The sequence below is a fragment of the Kangiella aquimarina DSM 16071 genome (assembly GCF_000374105.1).
In the GTDB taxonomy this organism is placed as follows: Bacteria; Pseudomonadota; Gammaproteobacteria; order Enterobacterales; family Kangiellaceae; genus Kangiella; species Kangiella aquimarina.
Map to the genome: position 1 here is coordinate 1926322 of NZ_KB893650.1, position 16806 is coordinate 1943127.

Here is a 16806-nt window from a genome sequence, read left to right on the forward strand (position 1 = left end):
AATAAAGTTGTTGCCAAAATGGCGGTCTTACTGAGATAAAATTGACACTAACTTAGGTAACAAATAGCGAGGTACGACTTGAAGTGAATCTATGAAGCTAAGGCCCACTGATTTACTTGGTGTATCATCGAAAATGTATCCATTCGATAGCTGTTATTTTAACCAGCGATGAAAAGAATACTATAACCACCGAATAAGTAAAGTTTTATTTTAGCATTTAACCGAAAAGTAACACTTCTGTCATGAGCCAAAATATGCAATAGTTTCATCAACCTAGCAAAACTCAAAGCGGAGCCAGGCATGGCAAAATCAACCAATAAGACCCAACCGAACAACCTTAGCGTAAGTCACTTCATTAATCAGGTTGAGCCGGAGCAAAAACGTAAGGATTGTTTAGCCATTGCAGAGATGATGCGCCAGGCGACACAGGCCGAGCCGAAAATGTGGGGCGATAGTATGATTGGCTTTGGTGAATATCACTATAAATATGCCAGTGGTCGCGAAGGTGACTGGTTTTTGACCGGGTTTGCTCCACGCAAGCAGAATATCAGCCTATATATTATGGCTGGATTTAAGCGTTATGAGGAACTGATGCCTAAGCTTGGAAAATATAAAACGGGCAAGTCCTGTCTCTATATTAACAAACTGGCCGATGTTGACGAGAAGGTATTGAAGGAACTGATTCAGTTATCAGCAAGTTATGTCAAAGATAACCAGTCAGGCTGTTAATGAGCCTGCTGATCTTCAAGTTCGTTATCAGCAATTTGCTGAAGAAGCGCGGAAAACCAAATCTGCTTAACTCTTTCAGCATCTAAGCCATATAAACTGACATCGCTGGCTATTTGTTTAATAGCACTATCAATTTCTTTTTCTTCAGTCAGATACTCTTGTGTCATAAGAATCTCCAATGCATAAGCCTATAATTTAGGGTAATGCCAATTTGAAACTTTATCAATGCATATTTGCATTAACGGAGGCTCAATATCGTTATAACTAGTTTGAAGCTCTATTGGAGCAATAGATTAAGATTATCGAATAAAGGTTTATTTTTACCCTTTAAATCCCTACAATTTGCCCTTAAAAATCATTAATAGATAAGAATTTAGCGGAGAAACCTAATGAGCGAAACTCGCCATATTAAGTGCTTGATTTTGGGTTCTGGCCCTGCCGGATACAGTGCTGCTGTATACGCTGCTCGTGCCAATTTGAACCCTGCCATTATTACTGGATTGCAGCAAGGTGGACAGTTAACCACCACAACTGATGTTGATAACTGGCCAGGTGACCATGATGGAGTTCAAGGTCCAGACTTAATGATCCGCATGCAGAAACATGCCGAACGCTTTGGTACTGAAATTATCTTCGACCACATTCACACAGTTGACCTAAAAAATCGCCCTTTCACACTGACTGGCGATAGCGGCACCTATACTTGCGACGCATTAATTATCTGTACTGGCGCTTCAGCCAAATACCTTGGCCTTCCTTCTGAGGAAGCATTCATGGGTAAGGGTGTATCGGCCTGTGCGACTTGTGACGGTTTCTTCTACCGCCAGCAAAAAGTTGCCGTGGTTGGTGGCGGTAACACTGCAGTCGAAGAGGCTTTATACCTTTCAAACATTGCTAGTGAAGTACACTTGATTCACCGCCGTGAAGAACTCCGCTCTGAAAAAATTCTACAGGACAAGCTGTTTGAAAAGGCAAAGAACGGTAATGTTGTTCTGCATTGGAACCGCACTCTTGAAGAGGTGGTTGGTGATGACATGGGCGTTACAGGTATTCGCATCAAGAGTACTGAGGATGACTCTGTTGAAGAGCTGGAACTACAAGGCGTATTCATCGCGATAGGCCACAAGCCAAACACTGACATTTTTAAAGGCCAGCTTGAAATGAAAGATGGTTACATCATCGTTAAAAGTGGCTTAGCTGGTAACGCAACTGCGACTTCTGTTGAAGGTGTTTTTGCTGCCGGTGATGTTTCCGACCATGTATACCGCCAGGCAATCACGTCGGCTGGTACAGGCTGTATGGCTGCGTTAGATGCAGAGAAGTATCTCGATCAATAATTGAGCAGTTCATCAGAACATAAAAAAGGCCGCAGATGCGGCCTTTTTTGAGCTCAGTTACAGTGTATTAAGCGTACTGTTTTGCGAGCGTCATCCATGATGCCTTCTGCTCTTCAAAGCGCTTACGCAGCTGATGATAATTTTCCATTAGTCTTGAATGTTCTTGCTCATAGCTTTCAATCAGCTTATTTTTCTTGGCTTCCAGCCATTGCTTCTGTGCTTCATACACTTCTGCCAGGTGCTGAACCAGCTTTTCATACTCATCATGAAGCATTTGCATAACTTCTTCAGCATTGGGTAAGTGAGCAACTCGGTCTTTAGCCTTTAGCAATAATGTTTCCGCTTTGGCTTTTTCAATTTTCTCGACCGATACTTTCTTCAAGTTCGAAGTCACACCAATCCAGCTTAATGATTTAATCCACCACTTAGATGGGTCAAAGTGCCACCAGCGAATACCATTACGATAGTCATATTGAAATTTATGGTGATAATTATGGTAGCCTTCACCACCAGTCAATACCGCCAAAATCAGGTTGTCACGCGCTGAGTTTTCTTCAGTATAAGGTCGAGAACCCCACATATGAGCCAGTGAATTAATGAAGAAGGTCAAATGATGAGACCAGACCAGACGTAGAACGCCTGCCACCAGCATCATTTCCCAGAATATGCCATAAGCCAGTCCCAATAATGCAGGAACAAGAATGTTAAGACCAATGCTTAGCGGCCAGTAATATTTGTGCTGGAACATAACAATAGGGTCGCGTTGCAAGTCTTTGCAGCGATCATATTGTTCGTTGTAACGCCCATTATCACGACGCATCAGGAGCCAGCCGATATGAGAATGCCAGAAACCTAAACTGGCTGAATATGGGTCTTTCTCGTCATGGTCAACGTGTTTGTGGTGAATGCGGTGATCCGAAGACCAGTGCAATGCACTATTCTGCAATGCAAGACAGCCACCAATCGCAAGCACAGCTCGCAATAGTGGGTGAGCTTCATAGGCGCGATGCGACCATAGGCGGTGATAGCCCATAGATATTGCTGTACTGGAGAATAACCATAACCCTACTCCCCAAGCCCAGCTTGAGAAATGAAAGCCATATTGGATGCCGTACCATGGGACCAAGGTAATTGCGGCTAAAAAGCTTAATCCGAAAAAGATGATATTTGCCCAGATGGGCTGTGCGTGTTTTTGGGTGGAATCTGTCATGAAGTGCCTCTAACTTAAAATTAGCGTACACTTGTACGCTAAATCTTTGGCTAGTATAACCATCGAATATGACAATTGCAATCCAGCGTACAACTGTACACTTAAGCTATTGTTTTCTATACTGACGAAAACCACTGAGGAGAACGGCATGGCCGGAGCGCGTGCTTTACAGAAAGAAAAGACTCGCCAAGCTATTATTGACGCGGCTTTGATGCACCTATCGGCTGAGCATAGTTTTGCCAGCATGAGCTTGCGGGAAGTCGCTAGAGAAGCAGGCATTGCCCCCACCTCTTTCTACAGACATTTCAATGACATGGAAGAGCTTGGTCTAACTCTGGTTGATGAATCAGGCCTCACACTCCGTGAGCTGATGCGTAAAGCCCGTCAACGAATAGAGAAGAATGGCAGCGTGATTAATACCTCTGTAGAAACCTTTATGGAGTTCGTTGAGCGCAACCCGAATATTTTTCGCCTATTACTGCGCGAGCGCAGCGGAACTTCAGTCAGGTTCCGTGAAGCCGTAGCTCGCGAAATTAATCATTTCAAAGATGAGCTAACCGAGTACTTGATGGCTGAATCGGATTATTCTCAAGAATATGCATTTACACTGGCCGAAGGGCTAGTGACTCTAGTCTTTAATGCTGGCGCTGAAGCGTTAGATCTAAATCCTATTGAACGTGAGAAGCTTAAAGAGCGAACGATTCTACAGCTACGATTCATCACATTTGGCGCAGCCAGTACAAAAGAAAAAGCCTGACAGATTTCTCAGCCAGGCTTAGTTGTAACTCTATGGCTGATTAAGCAAAAAATACTTTAACCTGCTCCTCAATATAGTCCACATCCTTATCACTGATATTTAAATGCATTACCCAGCGCATGGTTTCAGCTGGAATGATAGTGATACCTTTATCTTTCAGGAACTTTGCCAGAGACTCAGCAGTGTCCATTCTTGTTTTCACAAACAGCATATTGGTTTGCACCAAATCCTGATTGATTGAAAGCTCTTCGATTCCCTGTAATCGTTGCGCTAACTGCTTGGCATGACGATGGTCTTCCGCTAGACGCTTAACATTATTCTGTAATGCGTAGATTCCAGCAGCAGCTAATATACCCGCCTGACGCATACCACCACCGACCATCTTTCGCCAACGCCTTGCCCATTTAATAAGCTCTTCACTGCCACATAGCACTGAACCCACAGGAGCACCAAGCCCCTTTGACAAGCATATCGAAACAGAGTCCGCATATTGTGTTAACTCATGAAGCTCACAACCAAGCTCAGTGATGGCGTTAAAAGCTCGCGCCCCATCGAGATGTACTGAGAGTTTTTTCGACTGAGCAAATTCATAAGCTGACTTCATGTACTCAAGGCTAATGACCTTGCCATTATGGGTGTTTTCCAGACAAAGTAGTTTACTTCGAGCAAAGTGATAATCATCTTTTTTAATCACAGCTTCTATCTTGGCAAAGTCCAGAGTACCATCTTGTTCAACTGCAATGGGCTGTGGAACTACACTTCCTAACACTGGCGCCCCACCCGCTTCATACAGATAAGTATGATAACCCTGACCAACGATATACTCTTCACCGCGCTGACAGTGTGCCAATAAAGCCACCAAATTCGACATGGTTCCCGAAGGCACAAACAAAGCCGCCTCCTTACCCGCCATTTCAGCCATCATCGCCTCAAGTCGATTCACCGTCGGATCATCATGAAATACATCATCACCCACCGCAGCCGTGGACATGGCTCGACGCATATCCTCAGATGGGACCGTTACCGTATCACTTCGCAAATCAATCATAGTTTTATTATGTTTAGTAAAGGTTTATTCATTGTAGATAAATTGATTTTTCTAGCAACAAAAAAGGCGCCCGCAGGCGCCAATCACTCTCAAAGATTTAATAAGCTTTAAGCCACTTCCCTCTTATCCATGCGAACGCTGTAATCCCTCTGAGTGAATAAGTCCAATCCACATTCAAGTTTAGAAATCCATTCAAGGAACTGCCGAACACTGAGCTCTCCTTTAAATGGCGAACCATGCTGCGGCACAATCATTTCAACATCCAAGTCTGCAACCATATTGGCCCACAGGCGACAGGCTTTATTGGCAACCATATAGCGCTGATGAAAGCCTTTCATATACTTGGTATGTTCTGCAAAGTCTTTGACACCAGTAAAGTCATCATCATCAACAATCGATGCGCCCATATCACCTGAGAATAGAATCTTACTGACTGGGTCATAGACCTGAAAATTACCAACTGAGTGCAGGAAGTGAGCTGGAACAGCGTACAAAAGATTGTCGCCTAGTCGAATAGCACCGCCCTCATCCTCCAATCCAATGATCCGCTTAGATAATTCAGTTTCATTGACCTGGTTATAAAACGATGATGCAAAGTGCGGCAGGAAGCGCTCCCAAAGCTTAGAACAGATAACCTTGGCTGGAGTTTGCATCATCCAGCGGCCTATCGAAGCAATAATATCTGGGTCTTGATGTGACGCGATGATGTAGTTTAATTGGCTGGTTGGCGACAACTTTTCAATCTCAAGTTTTAACTTGGCATATGTCAGATCGCCGCCAGGATCAAGTAAGGCAGTTTTGTCACCATCGATAATCAAAAACTGGTTAGCCTGAACCGCTTCACCAGTTACCAGGTTATTAAAGGCATAACATTTATGATGCCCATCGTTGTATAACTCAATCGCCTTACTTTTAAACATGCTACTAACCTTGTTTCAGCCCGATTTTTTAAGTGTGTTCAATATAATCGAGGGTAGCTTTAATGGCTTGATCTGGATCAAGCCTATGATAACTAAGGCTATCTTTTGTATGGTTTTTATACACCGATTAGCGGCTGACGCTATATGTGCGAATATGCTAATCTAATCAAGTTAAAAGAGAGAGTTCCCAGCATGACCATGATCAAATCTGTGAGTAACCATGAGTAAAGTTTCCATCCTTAAGCCAAGCGGCCAATATTCCGATATACCACTGTACTCCGGAAAAATATCTGCCGGATTTCCAGGCGTCGTTGATGAGCACATGGAAGATACACTTAGTCTGGATCAGCTGCTTATTCAAAATCCAGCGACGACTTTTTTTGCTAAAGTTGAAGGTGACTCAATGATCGGTGCCGGGATTTTTCAGAACGATATCCTGGTGGTCGATCGTTCTTTAACAGCGAAAGACAAAGATGTTGTCGTGGCAATGCTGGATAATGAGTTTACCGTGAAGCGACTACGCACCAGTGGTGGCTTGCGGCTACAGGCCGAAAACCCTGCTTATAAGGACATCCCCATCACTGGCGAAAGCGAACTTGTGATCTGGGGTGTAGTTACCGGATTGGCGCGGAGCTTGCGCTGATGGAAAAGCTTCATCCAACTTATGCACTGTGTGACGTTAACAGCTTTTATGTGTCATGTGAGCGTATGTTTCGCCCCGATTTATATGGTAAGCCAGTTATCGTTCTGAGCAACAATGATGGCTGCATCATAGCGCTTTCCGATGAAGCCAAGGCACTCGGTATTCAGATGGCCACGCCGTATTTTGAAGCCCGCTCAATCATTCAAAAGCATAAAGTCATCTGCTTTTCGTCCAACTATGGCCTGTATGGTGATATCTCCAAACGTTTTAACTGGATACTGGAGCAACATTGTGATCAGGTTGCTTCCTATTCCGTTGATGAGTCATTCATGCGCTTTGAAGGGTTTGATGATGACTTAACACAGCGAGCACAAGTCATACGCTCGGAACTGTGGCGTTGCTTATCATTGCCGGTTTGTATCGGCCTAGGCCCCACTAAAACACTGGCCAAGGTCGCCAATCATTTTGCCAAGAAACATAAGACCACAACGCATGGAGTCGTGGACCTATCTATTCCCAAAGTTCGCGAGTGGGCGCTTAAGCAAATCGCGGTACCCAAAATCTGGGGAATTGGTCGCCAGCTGTCAAAAAAATTGATCATGCAAGGTATTCATACGGCCTGGGACTTACATAATGCTGACTATAAAACGCTACAGAGACTTTTTTCAGTTAATATGGAGCGCACCATTTTAGAGCTTCGGGGTCAGCCCTGCCTGAAGTTTTCTGAACTGCCAGCACCTAAAAAATCGATTCTTAACTCGCGCTCTTTTGGTAAACCGCTCAGCACTTACTCAGACTTGAAAGAAGCAGTTGCTCACCACACCAGCCGTTGCTGTGAAAAGCTCCGTAACCAGTCATCGCTGGCATCATCCATCACTGTATTTCTTTATGGCCAACGCAAAGAACTGGTTTACTACAATCGACCAAGTGTTACGCTGCAGCTTCCTGAACCAACGGACGACACCAGTATTTTTCTGCAAGCCGTTGAGCAGGGATTAAAGCATATCGTTAAGCCCGGTGAATCCTATAAAAAGGCAGGCATCATGCTTAATGGCATTGTCGACAGTCGTGGTTATCAGCCTGATATTTTCCAGGCAGTGCCACAAAGACCTGAGCTCATGCAGAGTCTCGATAAAATCAATCGTCGATATGGACAGGACACCGTAAAGTTTGGCAGTCTTGGTTTTGCTAAGAACTGGGCAATGCGCGCGAACTCCTGCTCACCCCACTACACTTCACGCTGGCAGGATATATTAAAAGTTAGCTAAAAGAGATTCTGAATATCAAACAAAAAAGGCGCCTAATGGCGCCTTTCGTTTTTATCGCGAAATAATCAATTAGATTAATTCCAAAGCACTGTTTAAAGTTGCACTTGGACGCATCGCCTTAAAGCCAAGATTATCATCAGGCTTGTAGTAACCACCGATATCCATTGGTTGGCCCTGAACTTCATTGAGCTCAGTAACGATCTTATCTTCGTTGCTGGTCAATGCTTCAGATACTTTTGCAAAAAGCTCTTTCAACTCAACATCATCAGTTTGGCTAGCAAGCTCCTGCGCCCAGTACATTGCCAGATAGAAATGACTGCCACGATTATCAAGCTCTTTCACTTTACGTGAAGGCGACTTGCCATTATCAAGGAATTTACCAGTAGCGCGATCTAGCGTATCCGCCAACACTTGAGCTTTCTTGTTATTGGTTGTCTGAGCCATATGCTCAAAAGAAACAGCCAAGGCCAGGAACTCGCCCAATGAATCCCAACGCAAGTGATTTTCTTCCATAAACTGCTGTACGTGCTTTGGCGCAGAACCACCAGCACCCGTTTCAAATAAACCACCGCCATTCATCAATGGAACAATCGACAACATTTTTGCACTCGTTCCTAATTCAAGAATCGGGAACAAATCAGTCAGATAGTCACGCAATACGTTACCGGTTACCGAAATCGTATCTTTGCCATCCTTCATGCGCTGAAGTGTAAACTTAGTTGCTTCAACTGGAGACATGATATGAATTTCAAGACCGCTGGTATCATGGTCTTTCAGATAAGTTTCAACTTTCTTGATCAGCTGCGCATCGTGGGCACGGTTTTTATCCAACCAGAATACTGCCGGCATGCCACTTAAGCGTGAACGGTTAACGGCTAACTTTACCCAGTCACGGATTGGAGCATCTTTAACCTGACACATGCGCCAGATATCGCCCTCTTCAACCGCATGTTCAAATAGAACATTGCCATCTTTATCAGTAACACGCACATGACCATTACCTGTCATTTCGAAAGTCTTGTCATGTGAGCCATATTCTTCAGCTTTTTGCGCCATTAGACCGACGTTAGGTACAGTGCCCATAGTGCGTGGGTCAAATGCGCCATGCTCTTTACAGAAATCAATGGTTGCGCTGTAAACGCCTGAATAGCTGCTATCAGGAATAACTGCCTTGGTATCTTTTGGCTGACCATCCGGTCCCCACATTTGACCTGAATTACGAATCATAGCGGGCATAGATGCATCAATGATGACGTCACTGGGTACGTGCAGATTAGTAATGCCTTTATCAGAGTTAACCATGGCTAACTCAGGGTTCTTAGCATAAACCGCTTCGATATCAGCCATAATTTCATCACGCTTTTCAGCTGGTAAAGATTCAATAGCAGATAACACATTACCAAAACCATTATTTGGATTAGCACCAACTTGCGCTAATGCATCAGCGTGCTTTTCAAACACTTCCTTGAAGAAAACCTTTACCCCATGACCAAAAATAATCGGGTCAGACACTTTCATCATGGTTGCTTTCATATGCAGTGAGAAAAGCACATCTTGCTGCTTGGCTTCTTCGACCTGCTCCGCTAAAAACTTAACCAGAGCATTTTTGTTCATGACGGTTGCGTCAACAACTTCACCCGCCAATAACGGTGTTGATTCTTTAAGAACTTCTACTGAGCCATCATTACCAACAAATTCAATTTTTACGTCATTCTCTGAATCAACCGTTACTGATTTCTCATTTGAGAAGAAATCACCTGACTGCATGCTGGCAACATGTGACTTAGAATCTTTGCTCCACTCACCCATTGAGTGAGGGTTCTTTTTTGCATAATTTTTAACCGCATTTGGTGCTCGACGATCTGAGTTACCTTCACGCAATACTGGGTTTACCGCACTACCCTTAATTTTGTCATAACGGTTACGAATCTCTTTTTCTTCATCAGAGGATGGACTGTCAGGATACTCTGGCAGTGCGTAGCCCTTTTCTTGCAATTCTTTAATGGTAGCTTTCAGCTGAGGGATCGAAGCACTGATATTAGGAAGTTTGATGATGTTAGCTTCAGGCTTCTTAACTAGCTCGCCTAACTGAGCTAATGCATCAGGAATGCGTTGTTCTTCTTTAAGATATTCAGGGAAACTGGCAATGACTCGACCGGCCAAGGAAATATCGCTGGTTTCAACTTCGATACCAGCAGCTTTAGCAAAAGCCTCAACAATCGGTAGCAAAGAATAAGTTGCTAGAGCTGGGGCCTCATCAGTTTTAGTGTAAATAATCTTTGAACTTGTCATGATGCATCCTAATTAGTGTGCAGCTAAAAGTAGCAAGCACGTGATGAATTGAAGTCCCGGGCGCCTTCAATCAAGCACCCTGACGATTGGTGGCGCAAATTATACGCGAAAATTTCATTGCCTGCATGTAGTGTGAGCAAACTTAACATTCAGTTACTGATATTGGTCAATAGAATGGTTACAATCATTTAAAATTCGGTATTACCATTAACCCACTGATTAAAATTCAACCAGATCGAATGCATCTATGAGCAAATTGGTTCTTTTTAACAAACCCTTTAATACACTTTGCCAATTTACCGGAGAGGCTGGCGACAGCACCTTAGCGGACTATATAGATATCCCTGATGTTTACCCTGCAGGCAGGCTTGATAAAGATTCTGAGGGACTACTCCTGTTAACTGATGACGGTCAACTCCAGAACCAGATCGCCAGCCCAAAGCATAAAATGGAAAAAACTTACTGGGTTCAGGTTGAAGGTGCTCCAGATAATGATGCTCTTGAGCCACTGAGACGTGGGGTGACCATTCAAAACTACAAAACAAAACCGGCAAAAGTCAGACTCATGACGCCCCCTGACGTGTGGCCAAGACATCCTCCGATTAGAGAACGTAAAAATATTCCCACCAGCTGGCTTGAAGTTATTATTAGCGAAGGAAAGAATAGACAAGTCCGTCGAATGACTGCGGCTATTGGCTTTCCAACCTTGCGCCTTATTAGAGCCCAGATAGGCCCATGGAAATTGGAGAACCTTACCGTTGGTCAATATTCAATCATTGAAGTCGAACCCTCTCGACCATCATCCAGAACAAGGCATCAGCTATCAAAAAGGTTTAGCCAAAGACATAAATAAGCTAAAATAGCCGCTCATTTCAATCCTGTATCTTAATAGGCTTGCATGCTACCCGTTCATGTCACAGTTGCTGCTGTAATCGAGCACAATAACCGCTTTCTTATGGTTGAAGAGCGAACCTCGCGAGGAGAAATCGTCTTTAATCAACCGGCAGGCCATCTGGAATCAGATGAAAGCCTTATCGAGGCCGTTATCAGAGAAGTTAAAGAAGAAACCGGTTTAATTTTTAACCCGACGGAATTGGTGGGAACCTATACGCTAAACCCAGCCTCCAACAATCAGTATTACCAACGCTTCTGCTTCACTGGGACTTTTGAACAGCCATTTACATTAGCGCCTGAAGATGACGATATTATCGCTGCACATTGGATGACGATTGACGAGATATTAGGAAAAGTCCCTCAGCATAGAACCGGTCTAATCGTGCAATGCCTCAAGGACTATATTAAAGGCCAAAGGTATGCGCTTGACTCAATCCTGTGCAGCCGTGATGAACTCTCTTTACAAAGAGAAGGTATCAACTTTTTAAAGCAAATCGTAACTAAGCAAGAATAGAATGACTGAAAAAGCACCTGAAAATACACACGTGATCGTTGGCATGTCCGGCGGCGTAGATTCATCAGTATCGGCTTACCTGTTAAAACAACAGGGCTACCAGGTTGAAGGCCTGTTTATGAAAAACTGGGAGGAAGACGATACCGATGAATACTGCTCTGCAGCCGAAGATCTTGCTGACGCGCAGGCTGTATGCGACAAACTCGGTATTAAACTAAAAACCGTCAATTTTGCTGCAGAATACTGGGATCGCGTGTTCGAATATTTTCTCGAAGAATATAAAGCTGGGCGTACTCCAAACCCCGATATCATGTGCAACAAAGAAATTAAATTTAAAGCATTTCTGGATTACGCGCAGTTACTGGGCGCTGACTATATAGCAACGGGGCATTATGTTCGTCGTGGTGAGTCAAATGGCAAAGCAACCTTACTAAGGGGCCTAGACAGCAACAAGGATCAATCATACTTTTTGTATGCCGTCAGTCATGACAAGATCGCGAAGACTTTGTTCCCCGTTGGCAAGATTGCAAAGCCAGAGGTCAGAAAAATTGCCGAAGAACAAGGCTTAGTGACCGCGAAGAAAAAAGATAGTACTGGTATCTGCTTTATTGGTGAACGTAAGTTTACGGATTTTCTCCAACAGTACCTTCCCGCGCAGCCAGGTAATATAGAAACACCTGAAGGTGAAGTGATAGGGCAACATAATGGACTGATGTACCATACTCTCGGTCAACGCAAAGGACTGGGCATCGGTGGTAGACAGGACGCTTCAGAAGAACCCTGGTTTACTCTGGATAAAGATCTTGAAAGAAACGTTCTAATCGTTGGCCAAGGTCATGAACATCCACTATTAATGAGTCATAGTCTGGTTGCCAACAAACTGGACTGGGTTGCAGGAGAAGCGCCATCGGATGAGTTTAGATGCACTGCTAAAACACGCTATCGCCAAGATGACGTAGCCTGTACCGCGAAACGCTTGAATGAGACTGAGTGGCTGGTAGAATTTGATGACAAACAAAGAGCTGTCACTCCGGGTCAATCGGTTGTATTTTACCAGGATGAAGTTTGTCTTGGCGGCGGAATAATCAAAGAAATTAAACGATAATATGAATCAATCAAACTATCCCAATATTGTTCTGGCACTGGCAGGAATTTGTCAGGCGTTGGAATGCGTACGAACAATCGCCAGAACTGGTGAAGCCGATCCAACCGACGTTGAAATCATGTTGGAAAGTGTTTTAAAAACAGATGCAGAAAAAGCAGAAGACATTTATAAAAATCATAAATACCTTCATACAGGATTTAAAGTCCTCATAGAGCAGTTATCCGGAAGTAGAGCTGATGCAGACTTTGGCAGATATCTCGTGGGCGTACTCAATTTAGCGAAGCGATTCTTGTCAGACTCAAAGATGAAGGAAGTGATGGCTTCCAGAGTTAAACAAGCCAACAGACTTCATGAATACCACGAAGGTATAAATCATGACCTAATTGAGCAGTTGGCAAATATTTATAAAGATACGATTTCAACTTACTCAGCAAAAATCCAGGTCACAGGGAATGGACGATATCTTGAACAGGCCGCCAACCAGGCAAAAATTCGAGCCTTACTACTGGCGGCTATTCGGAGCGCTGTACTTTGGGATCAGGTGGGCGGTAAAAAGCGTCAATTCTTATTCAGTAAGAATAAAATTCTAGAAACAGCAAAAGCCTACTTAGCTTAAGTAGGCTTTTCTTATATCTAGAATTGAGTATGTCTAGGGCCGGCACTTAGACTCAGAGACCTTCCAAACCACAGGTTTCCAGTAAGCTTCATCAACTAAATTTAATCTTTTTTCAGGCTCAAACTGGGCAGCAATGTGATAGGTTTTATCAGGCTCAATCATTACCTCAAGATTTTTCGCTTTTTCTATACCTGCCTTACGACGAGGTAACATTTGTTCAGGTATGTATTCATGCACTTTAAGGGTATGTTGGCCAGCAGGTAGCTTAATCATTTCACGTAAATGAAACCCAGATTCTCCATCCACTTCAAATACTTTCGCAGGGTATTGATATTTAGTTCCAGGCGGAGTGAAGAATACAGAAACATAGCCACAGCCTATCATCTCAATGCTTTCAGAATTAACGTTCGTGGAGGATACCTCTAGGGTCCAGGCAGGGATGATTTTACTTTTAGCAGTAGTCTGAAGTGATAGTGATTGGTCATGACCAGTTCGGATAACTTCAGCGGAGATTATATTTCCTGCTTTTAACTGTATACCTTCAGACAAATCAGTAACTCTTTCTTCATCGATTTGTAATACAGATATTTTATCACCAACTTTTAAGCCTAAAGCTGCCGCATTCGAGTGAGGACTGACAGAAAGCACAACCTTTGAAACAGGATCGAGTACAGCTCCTAAATTGATAAAAGCAAAACCTGGCTGAGATAAAGAGACTGTATAGCTTTCGGATTGTTCAAGCTGTTCAAGACGGTGAATTTCTGCAAGAGTTTCATTAATTTCCCGTTTCAAATTATCTATCAATATCTGAGCTTCCGCGCTTTTAAATTCAGATACGTTATTGGCGGTTACCTGTATTGGGAGACACAAACAGAAAATTAACACTGTATATTTAATTAACATAATTTGGCTCCTATATATGGGTGACTTGGTAGTTATCTGCATTAGTCATAAGGGTAGTTAGTTTAGACAATGTTCTATTTCTCTGGTGCCACAGTTGTAATTTCTGTTGCAGGTTATCCTGCTCAAGGTAAGCTTCTGCCAAACGATTATTGATTGAATCTAATTCAGCCTCAAGCTGGAACTTTTGAACGTATACGAACTGATTAAATTCTTTATCTTTTAATTTTTCAAAGTCTGCATCTAGCTTATTGGATTGTTCAATAGCTGTAAGTAGAAGATTATTAGCATTAGAGACCTCACCTGCCGCCAAAAACTTCCACGAAATAAAAGCAACTAATAGACTGGCGGCAATGGCAGAGAACCATCGCAAAGTAGACGGCTTTTCTGATTGGCCTTTTCTCGAATGATAATCTTCGAATGCTTGTAGTAGCGAACTTTGAACCTGTTCATCATTGCTATACGGAACCGTATGATCCTGCGAACTTCGCCACTTACTTATAAACTTTTGTTCAATTGTTTGCTTAGTCATATGAACCTACCTTATTACCACTATAGCGCTCTAACTCTGCTAATTGAGATAACTTTTTTAATGCTCGACTGAATATTTGCTTCGAGTTACTCTCGCTTATACTTAACAAGCTGGCAATTTCCTGATGGGTATATTCCTCAATAGAGAATAAAATTAGAACGCTTCTCTCTCTAGCGTTTAAAGTTTCCAACAGTATGTCGAGATCATAATCATCGAATGAATTATGTTGAGGAGCTAAAAAGTCATCGGCGAAATAATCATCATTAACCCCAAGAGATTCACGGCTGTTAGCTCGAATATAATCAATTACACAATTATAGGTAATTCTCTTAATCCAAGAGCCAAGCTTTCTGTGATCATTGATATCGTCTAACCTCGTCATAACTTTTAAAAACACCTGCTGTAATATATCTGAAGAAGCATCTACATCTTGTAACATTCGAAAGGCTAAACTGTATACCGGCTGCTTATAAGTACTATAAATTTGAGCAAAAGCAAACTTGTCTCCTGCTAGAGCCTTCTTGATTATCTTTTTTGGACATGGTGCTGCAAATGACACAAATATAATCCTTCATTAAGTTACCATTTAGACGGGTAAGCTTAGGTGTAAGTGACAATAAACTACTTTAGCATGAAGAACATTACATCACATTCTTAGCGTTGTTTTGATAGATGTGAAAAAGGCCACTATGTGGCCTTTGTTTAACTTATGCATTGTGTATAGAAGGTTCCGTACGGCTCTTTCCACCAACTGCTTGATTGGCCACTATTAAGCTTTTCTTCTACAATAACTCTGTTATTTTTATCAAGTAACCTGCATTTTCGAGTAAAGTTTGCATTATTTTGAATGCTTACTTTCCAGGTACCACTTGAAAGCATACTATAGACAGAGTAGCGAGTTTCACTGTAACGATTTTGCAGTTTCGCAGCCCGCTCCCATGCTCTACAAGTTGCTTTTAAATAACCATTGTTCATTTGCGCTATAAATTTTTCATCAACAGCTTGCCCAGGGCCTGCAAACACACTATTAACGGGTCTTCCATCTAAAGTATGAGAACACTTGATCGTATACTCACTGTTATTTTTTAATGTACCTAACCATTGATTACAGTAACCACCAAACTCATAAGTATAGCCTTCACCATAAATGGTTTGGTAATCAGCTTCATATTGGCATGTTCGTTGCCCACCCATACCGGCATTAAATTCATCTAATGATCGTAAAAATAAATCGCCACAACCTGAAAGTAATAAAGAAAAGATTATTAAACTTATATATTTATACATACATAGTACTCCCCCACCTTCTTATTAGTAGAATACTAATGTGAAATAAGTCACATTTCAACATTTGCTATAGTAATCAACTACTAGTAGTTTGCTGTTAGGGACTCTGAGAGGAAGTTAAACTCAGATTTACTGGATATTGAAATGAATTTCTATTCAGGCAATAAAAAAACCGCGACCTTGCGGACGGTTTTTTGGTATAAGTGCTCGCGTGCCCTTAGGGTATGGCGATGATACCTAAAGGTATTCCCTCCAGCCTTGTAAAGCAAGGCTGTCGGTCGCCTACAGAGAGCAAGCTTAAAATGAGAGGTTATTTTCAATGACGTGCTTCTATTCGGCAGCCTATCCTAATTTTAAAAAGGAATTTCTGAAGATATAAAAAAAAGCCCTAGCATTGCTGCTAGGGCTTTTTCATGATAAGCGCTTGGCGATGACCTACTCTCACATGGGGAAGCCCCACACTACCATCGGCGATGAGTCGTTTCACTTCTGAGTTCGGGATGGGATCAGGTGGTTCCAACTCTCTATTGTCGCCAAGCATAAAAAAATTGAGTATCTATGCTTGTTCAAGTCTTTCAATTCGGCAGAAGAAGTTAAAATCTGTTTGCAGTATTCACCAGTGTTATATCGTTTCAGTTATTTGCTATACAAACCACTTGGGTGTTATATAGTCAAGCCTCTCGAGCAATTAGTATCAGTTAGCTTAACGTCTCACAACGCTTCCACACCTGACCTATCAACGTCGTAGTCTACA

18 protein-coding genes and 2 rRNA genes are annotated in these 16806 nt (G+C 42.6%); 9 read left to right on the plus strand and 11 right to left on the minus strand.

What is annotated here, in order from left to right:
* The first annotated feature begins 300 nt into the window (after positions 1-300).
* On the plus strand, positions 301-729 hold the full coding sequence (locus B158_RS0109155; protein WP_018625074.1) for a DUF1801 domain-containing protein: 429 nt from the start codon (positions 301-303) through the stop codon (positions 727-729).
* Here the strand turns inward: B158_RS0109155 and B158_RS13470 are convergent.
* On the minus strand, positions 726-896 hold the full coding sequence (locus B158_RS13470; RefSeq protein ID WP_018625075.1) for a hypothetical protein: 171 nt from the start codon (positions 894-896) through the stop codon (positions 726-728). The genes B158_RS0109155 and B158_RS13470 overlap by 4 nt on opposite strands.
* Before the next feature lie 222 nt (positions 897-1118).
* Here B158_RS13470 and trxB point away from each other — a divergent pair, with 222 nt between their 5' ends.
* Entirely contained in the window at positions 1119-2066 is a 948-nt protein-coding gene (gene trxB / locus B158_RS0109165; RefSeq protein WP_018625076.1) for a thioredoxin-disulfide reductase, read from the plus strand.
* 67 nt (positions 2067-2133) lie between these two features.
* On the opposite strand, the gene B158_RS0109170 is transcribed toward trxB, so the two are convergent.
* Positions 2134-3276, minus strand: a complete 1143-nt coding sequence (locus tag B158_RS0109170; RefSeq protein WP_018625077.1) for a fatty acid desaturase — start codon at positions 3274-3276, stop codon at positions 2134-2136.
* A gap of 148 nt (positions 3277-3424) precedes the next feature.
* Between B158_RS0109170 and fabR the strand changes: the two genes are divergently transcribed.
* A complete protein-coding gene (gene fabR / locus B158_RS0109175) occupies positions 3425-4033 on the plus strand; it encodes an HTH-type transcriptional repressor FabR (RefSeq protein ID WP_018625078.1) in 609 nt (202 codons plus the stop codon).
* 40 nt (positions 4034-4073) lie between these two features.
* Here the strand turns inward: fabR and ltaE are convergent, their stop codons facing one another.
* Positions 4074-5081, minus strand: coding sequence for a low-specificity L-threonine aldolase (gene ltaE / locus B158_RS0109180; protein WP_018625079.1), 1008 nt, complete (start codon positions 5079-5081; stop codon positions 4074-4076).
* A gap of 107 nt (positions 5082-5188) precedes the next feature.
* Positions 5189-6001, minus strand: a complete 813-nt coding sequence (locus tag B158_RS0109185) for an oxygen-binding di-iron domain-containing protein (protein ID WP_018625080.1) — start codon at positions 5999-6001, stop codon at positions 5189-5191.
* Positions 6002-6221: 220 nt separating this feature from the next.
* Between B158_RS0109185 and B158_RS0109190 the strand changes: the two genes are divergently transcribed.
* A complete protein-coding gene (locus B158_RS0109190; protein ID WP_018625081.1) occupies positions 6222-6644 on the plus strand; it encodes a LexA family protein in 423 nt (140 codons plus the stop codon).
* Positions 6644-7912, plus strand: coding sequence for a Y-family DNA polymerase (locus B158_RS0109195; protein ID WP_018625082.1), 1269 nt, complete (start codon positions 6644-6646; stop codon positions 7910-7912). The genes B158_RS0109190 and B158_RS0109195 overlap by 1 nt, the downstream gene beginning before the upstream one ends.
* 69 nt (positions 7913-7981) lie before the next feature.
* Here the strand turns inward: B158_RS0109195 and B158_RS0109200 are convergent, their stop codons facing one another.
* Positions 7982-10204 carry an NADP-dependent isocitrate dehydrogenase gene (locus B158_RS0109200; protein WP_018625083.1) on the minus strand — a complete coding sequence of 741 codons (2223 nt, stop codon included), beginning with the start codon at positions 10202-10204 and terminating at the stop codon, positions 7982-7984.
* Positions 10205-10451: 247 nt separating this feature from the next.
* Between B158_RS0109200 and B158_RS0109205 the strand changes: the two genes are divergently transcribed.
* Genes B158_RS0109205 through hflD form a run of 4 tightly spaced genes read left to right on the plus strand, consistent with a single transcriptional unit; the run spans position 10452 to position 13333 of the window.
* A complete protein-coding gene (locus B158_RS0109205) occupies positions 10452-11057 on the plus strand; it encodes a pseudouridine synthase (protein ID WP_018625084.1) in 606 nt (201 codons plus the stop codon).
* Positions 11058-11102: 45 nt separating this feature from the next.
* Positions 11103-11612, plus strand: coding sequence for an NUDIX hydrolase (locus B158_RS0109210; protein ID WP_018625085.1), 510 nt, complete (start codon positions 11103-11105; stop codon positions 11610-11612).
* 1 nt (position 11613) lies between these two features.
* Positions 11614-12717, plus strand: a complete 1104-nt coding sequence (mnmA, locus tag B158_RS0109215) for a tRNA 2-thiouridine(34) synthase MnmA (RefSeq protein ID WP_018625086.1) — start codon at positions 11614-11616, stop codon at positions 12715-12717.
* Position 12718: 1 nt separating this feature from the next.
* Positions 12719-13333: a high frequency lysogenization protein HflD gene (hflD, locus tag B158_RS0109220; RefSeq protein WP_018625087.1), complete on the plus strand. Its 615-nt coding sequence runs from the start codon at positions 12719-12721 to the stop codon at positions 13331-13333.
* Between the two features lie 33 nt (positions 13334-13366).
* On the opposite strand, the gene B158_RS0109225 is transcribed toward hflD, so the two are convergent.
* The 6 genes from B158_RS0109225 to B158_RS0109250 all read right to left on the minus strand — a co-directional run.
* The gene (locus tag B158_RS0109225; RefSeq protein ID WP_018625088.1) at positions 13367-14236 is read right to left on the minus strand and encodes a hypothetical protein; all 870 of its coding nucleotides are present in this window, start codon (positions 14234-14236) and stop codon (positions 13367-13369) included.
* A gap of 10 nt (positions 14237-14246) precedes the next feature.
* On the minus strand, positions 14247-14765 hold the full coding sequence (locus tag B158_RS0109230; protein ID WP_018625089.1) for a hypothetical protein: 519 nt from the start codon (positions 14763-14765) through the stop codon (positions 14247-14249).
* Positions 14758-15324: an RNA polymerase sigma factor gene (locus tag B158_RS0109235; protein WP_018625090.1), complete on the minus strand. Its 567-nt coding sequence runs from the start codon at positions 15322-15324 to the stop codon at positions 14758-14760. Before B158_RS0109235 ends, B158_RS0109230 begins: the two co-directional genes overlap by 8 nt.
* A gap of 143 nt (positions 15325-15467) precedes the next feature.
* Positions 15468-16052 carry a hypothetical protein gene (locus B158_RS0109240; RefSeq protein WP_018625091.1) on the minus strand — a complete coding sequence of 195 codons (585 nt, stop codon included), beginning with the start codon at positions 16050-16052 and terminating at the stop codon, positions 15468-15470.
* A gap of 422 nt (positions 16053-16474) precedes the next feature.
* A 5S ribosomal RNA gene (gene rrf, locus B158_RS0109245) occupies positions 16475-16590 on the minus strand.
* Positions 16591-16719: 129 nt separating this feature from the next.
* A 23S ribosomal RNA gene (locus B158_RS0109250) occupies positions 16720-16806 on the minus strand; the annotation flags it as partial.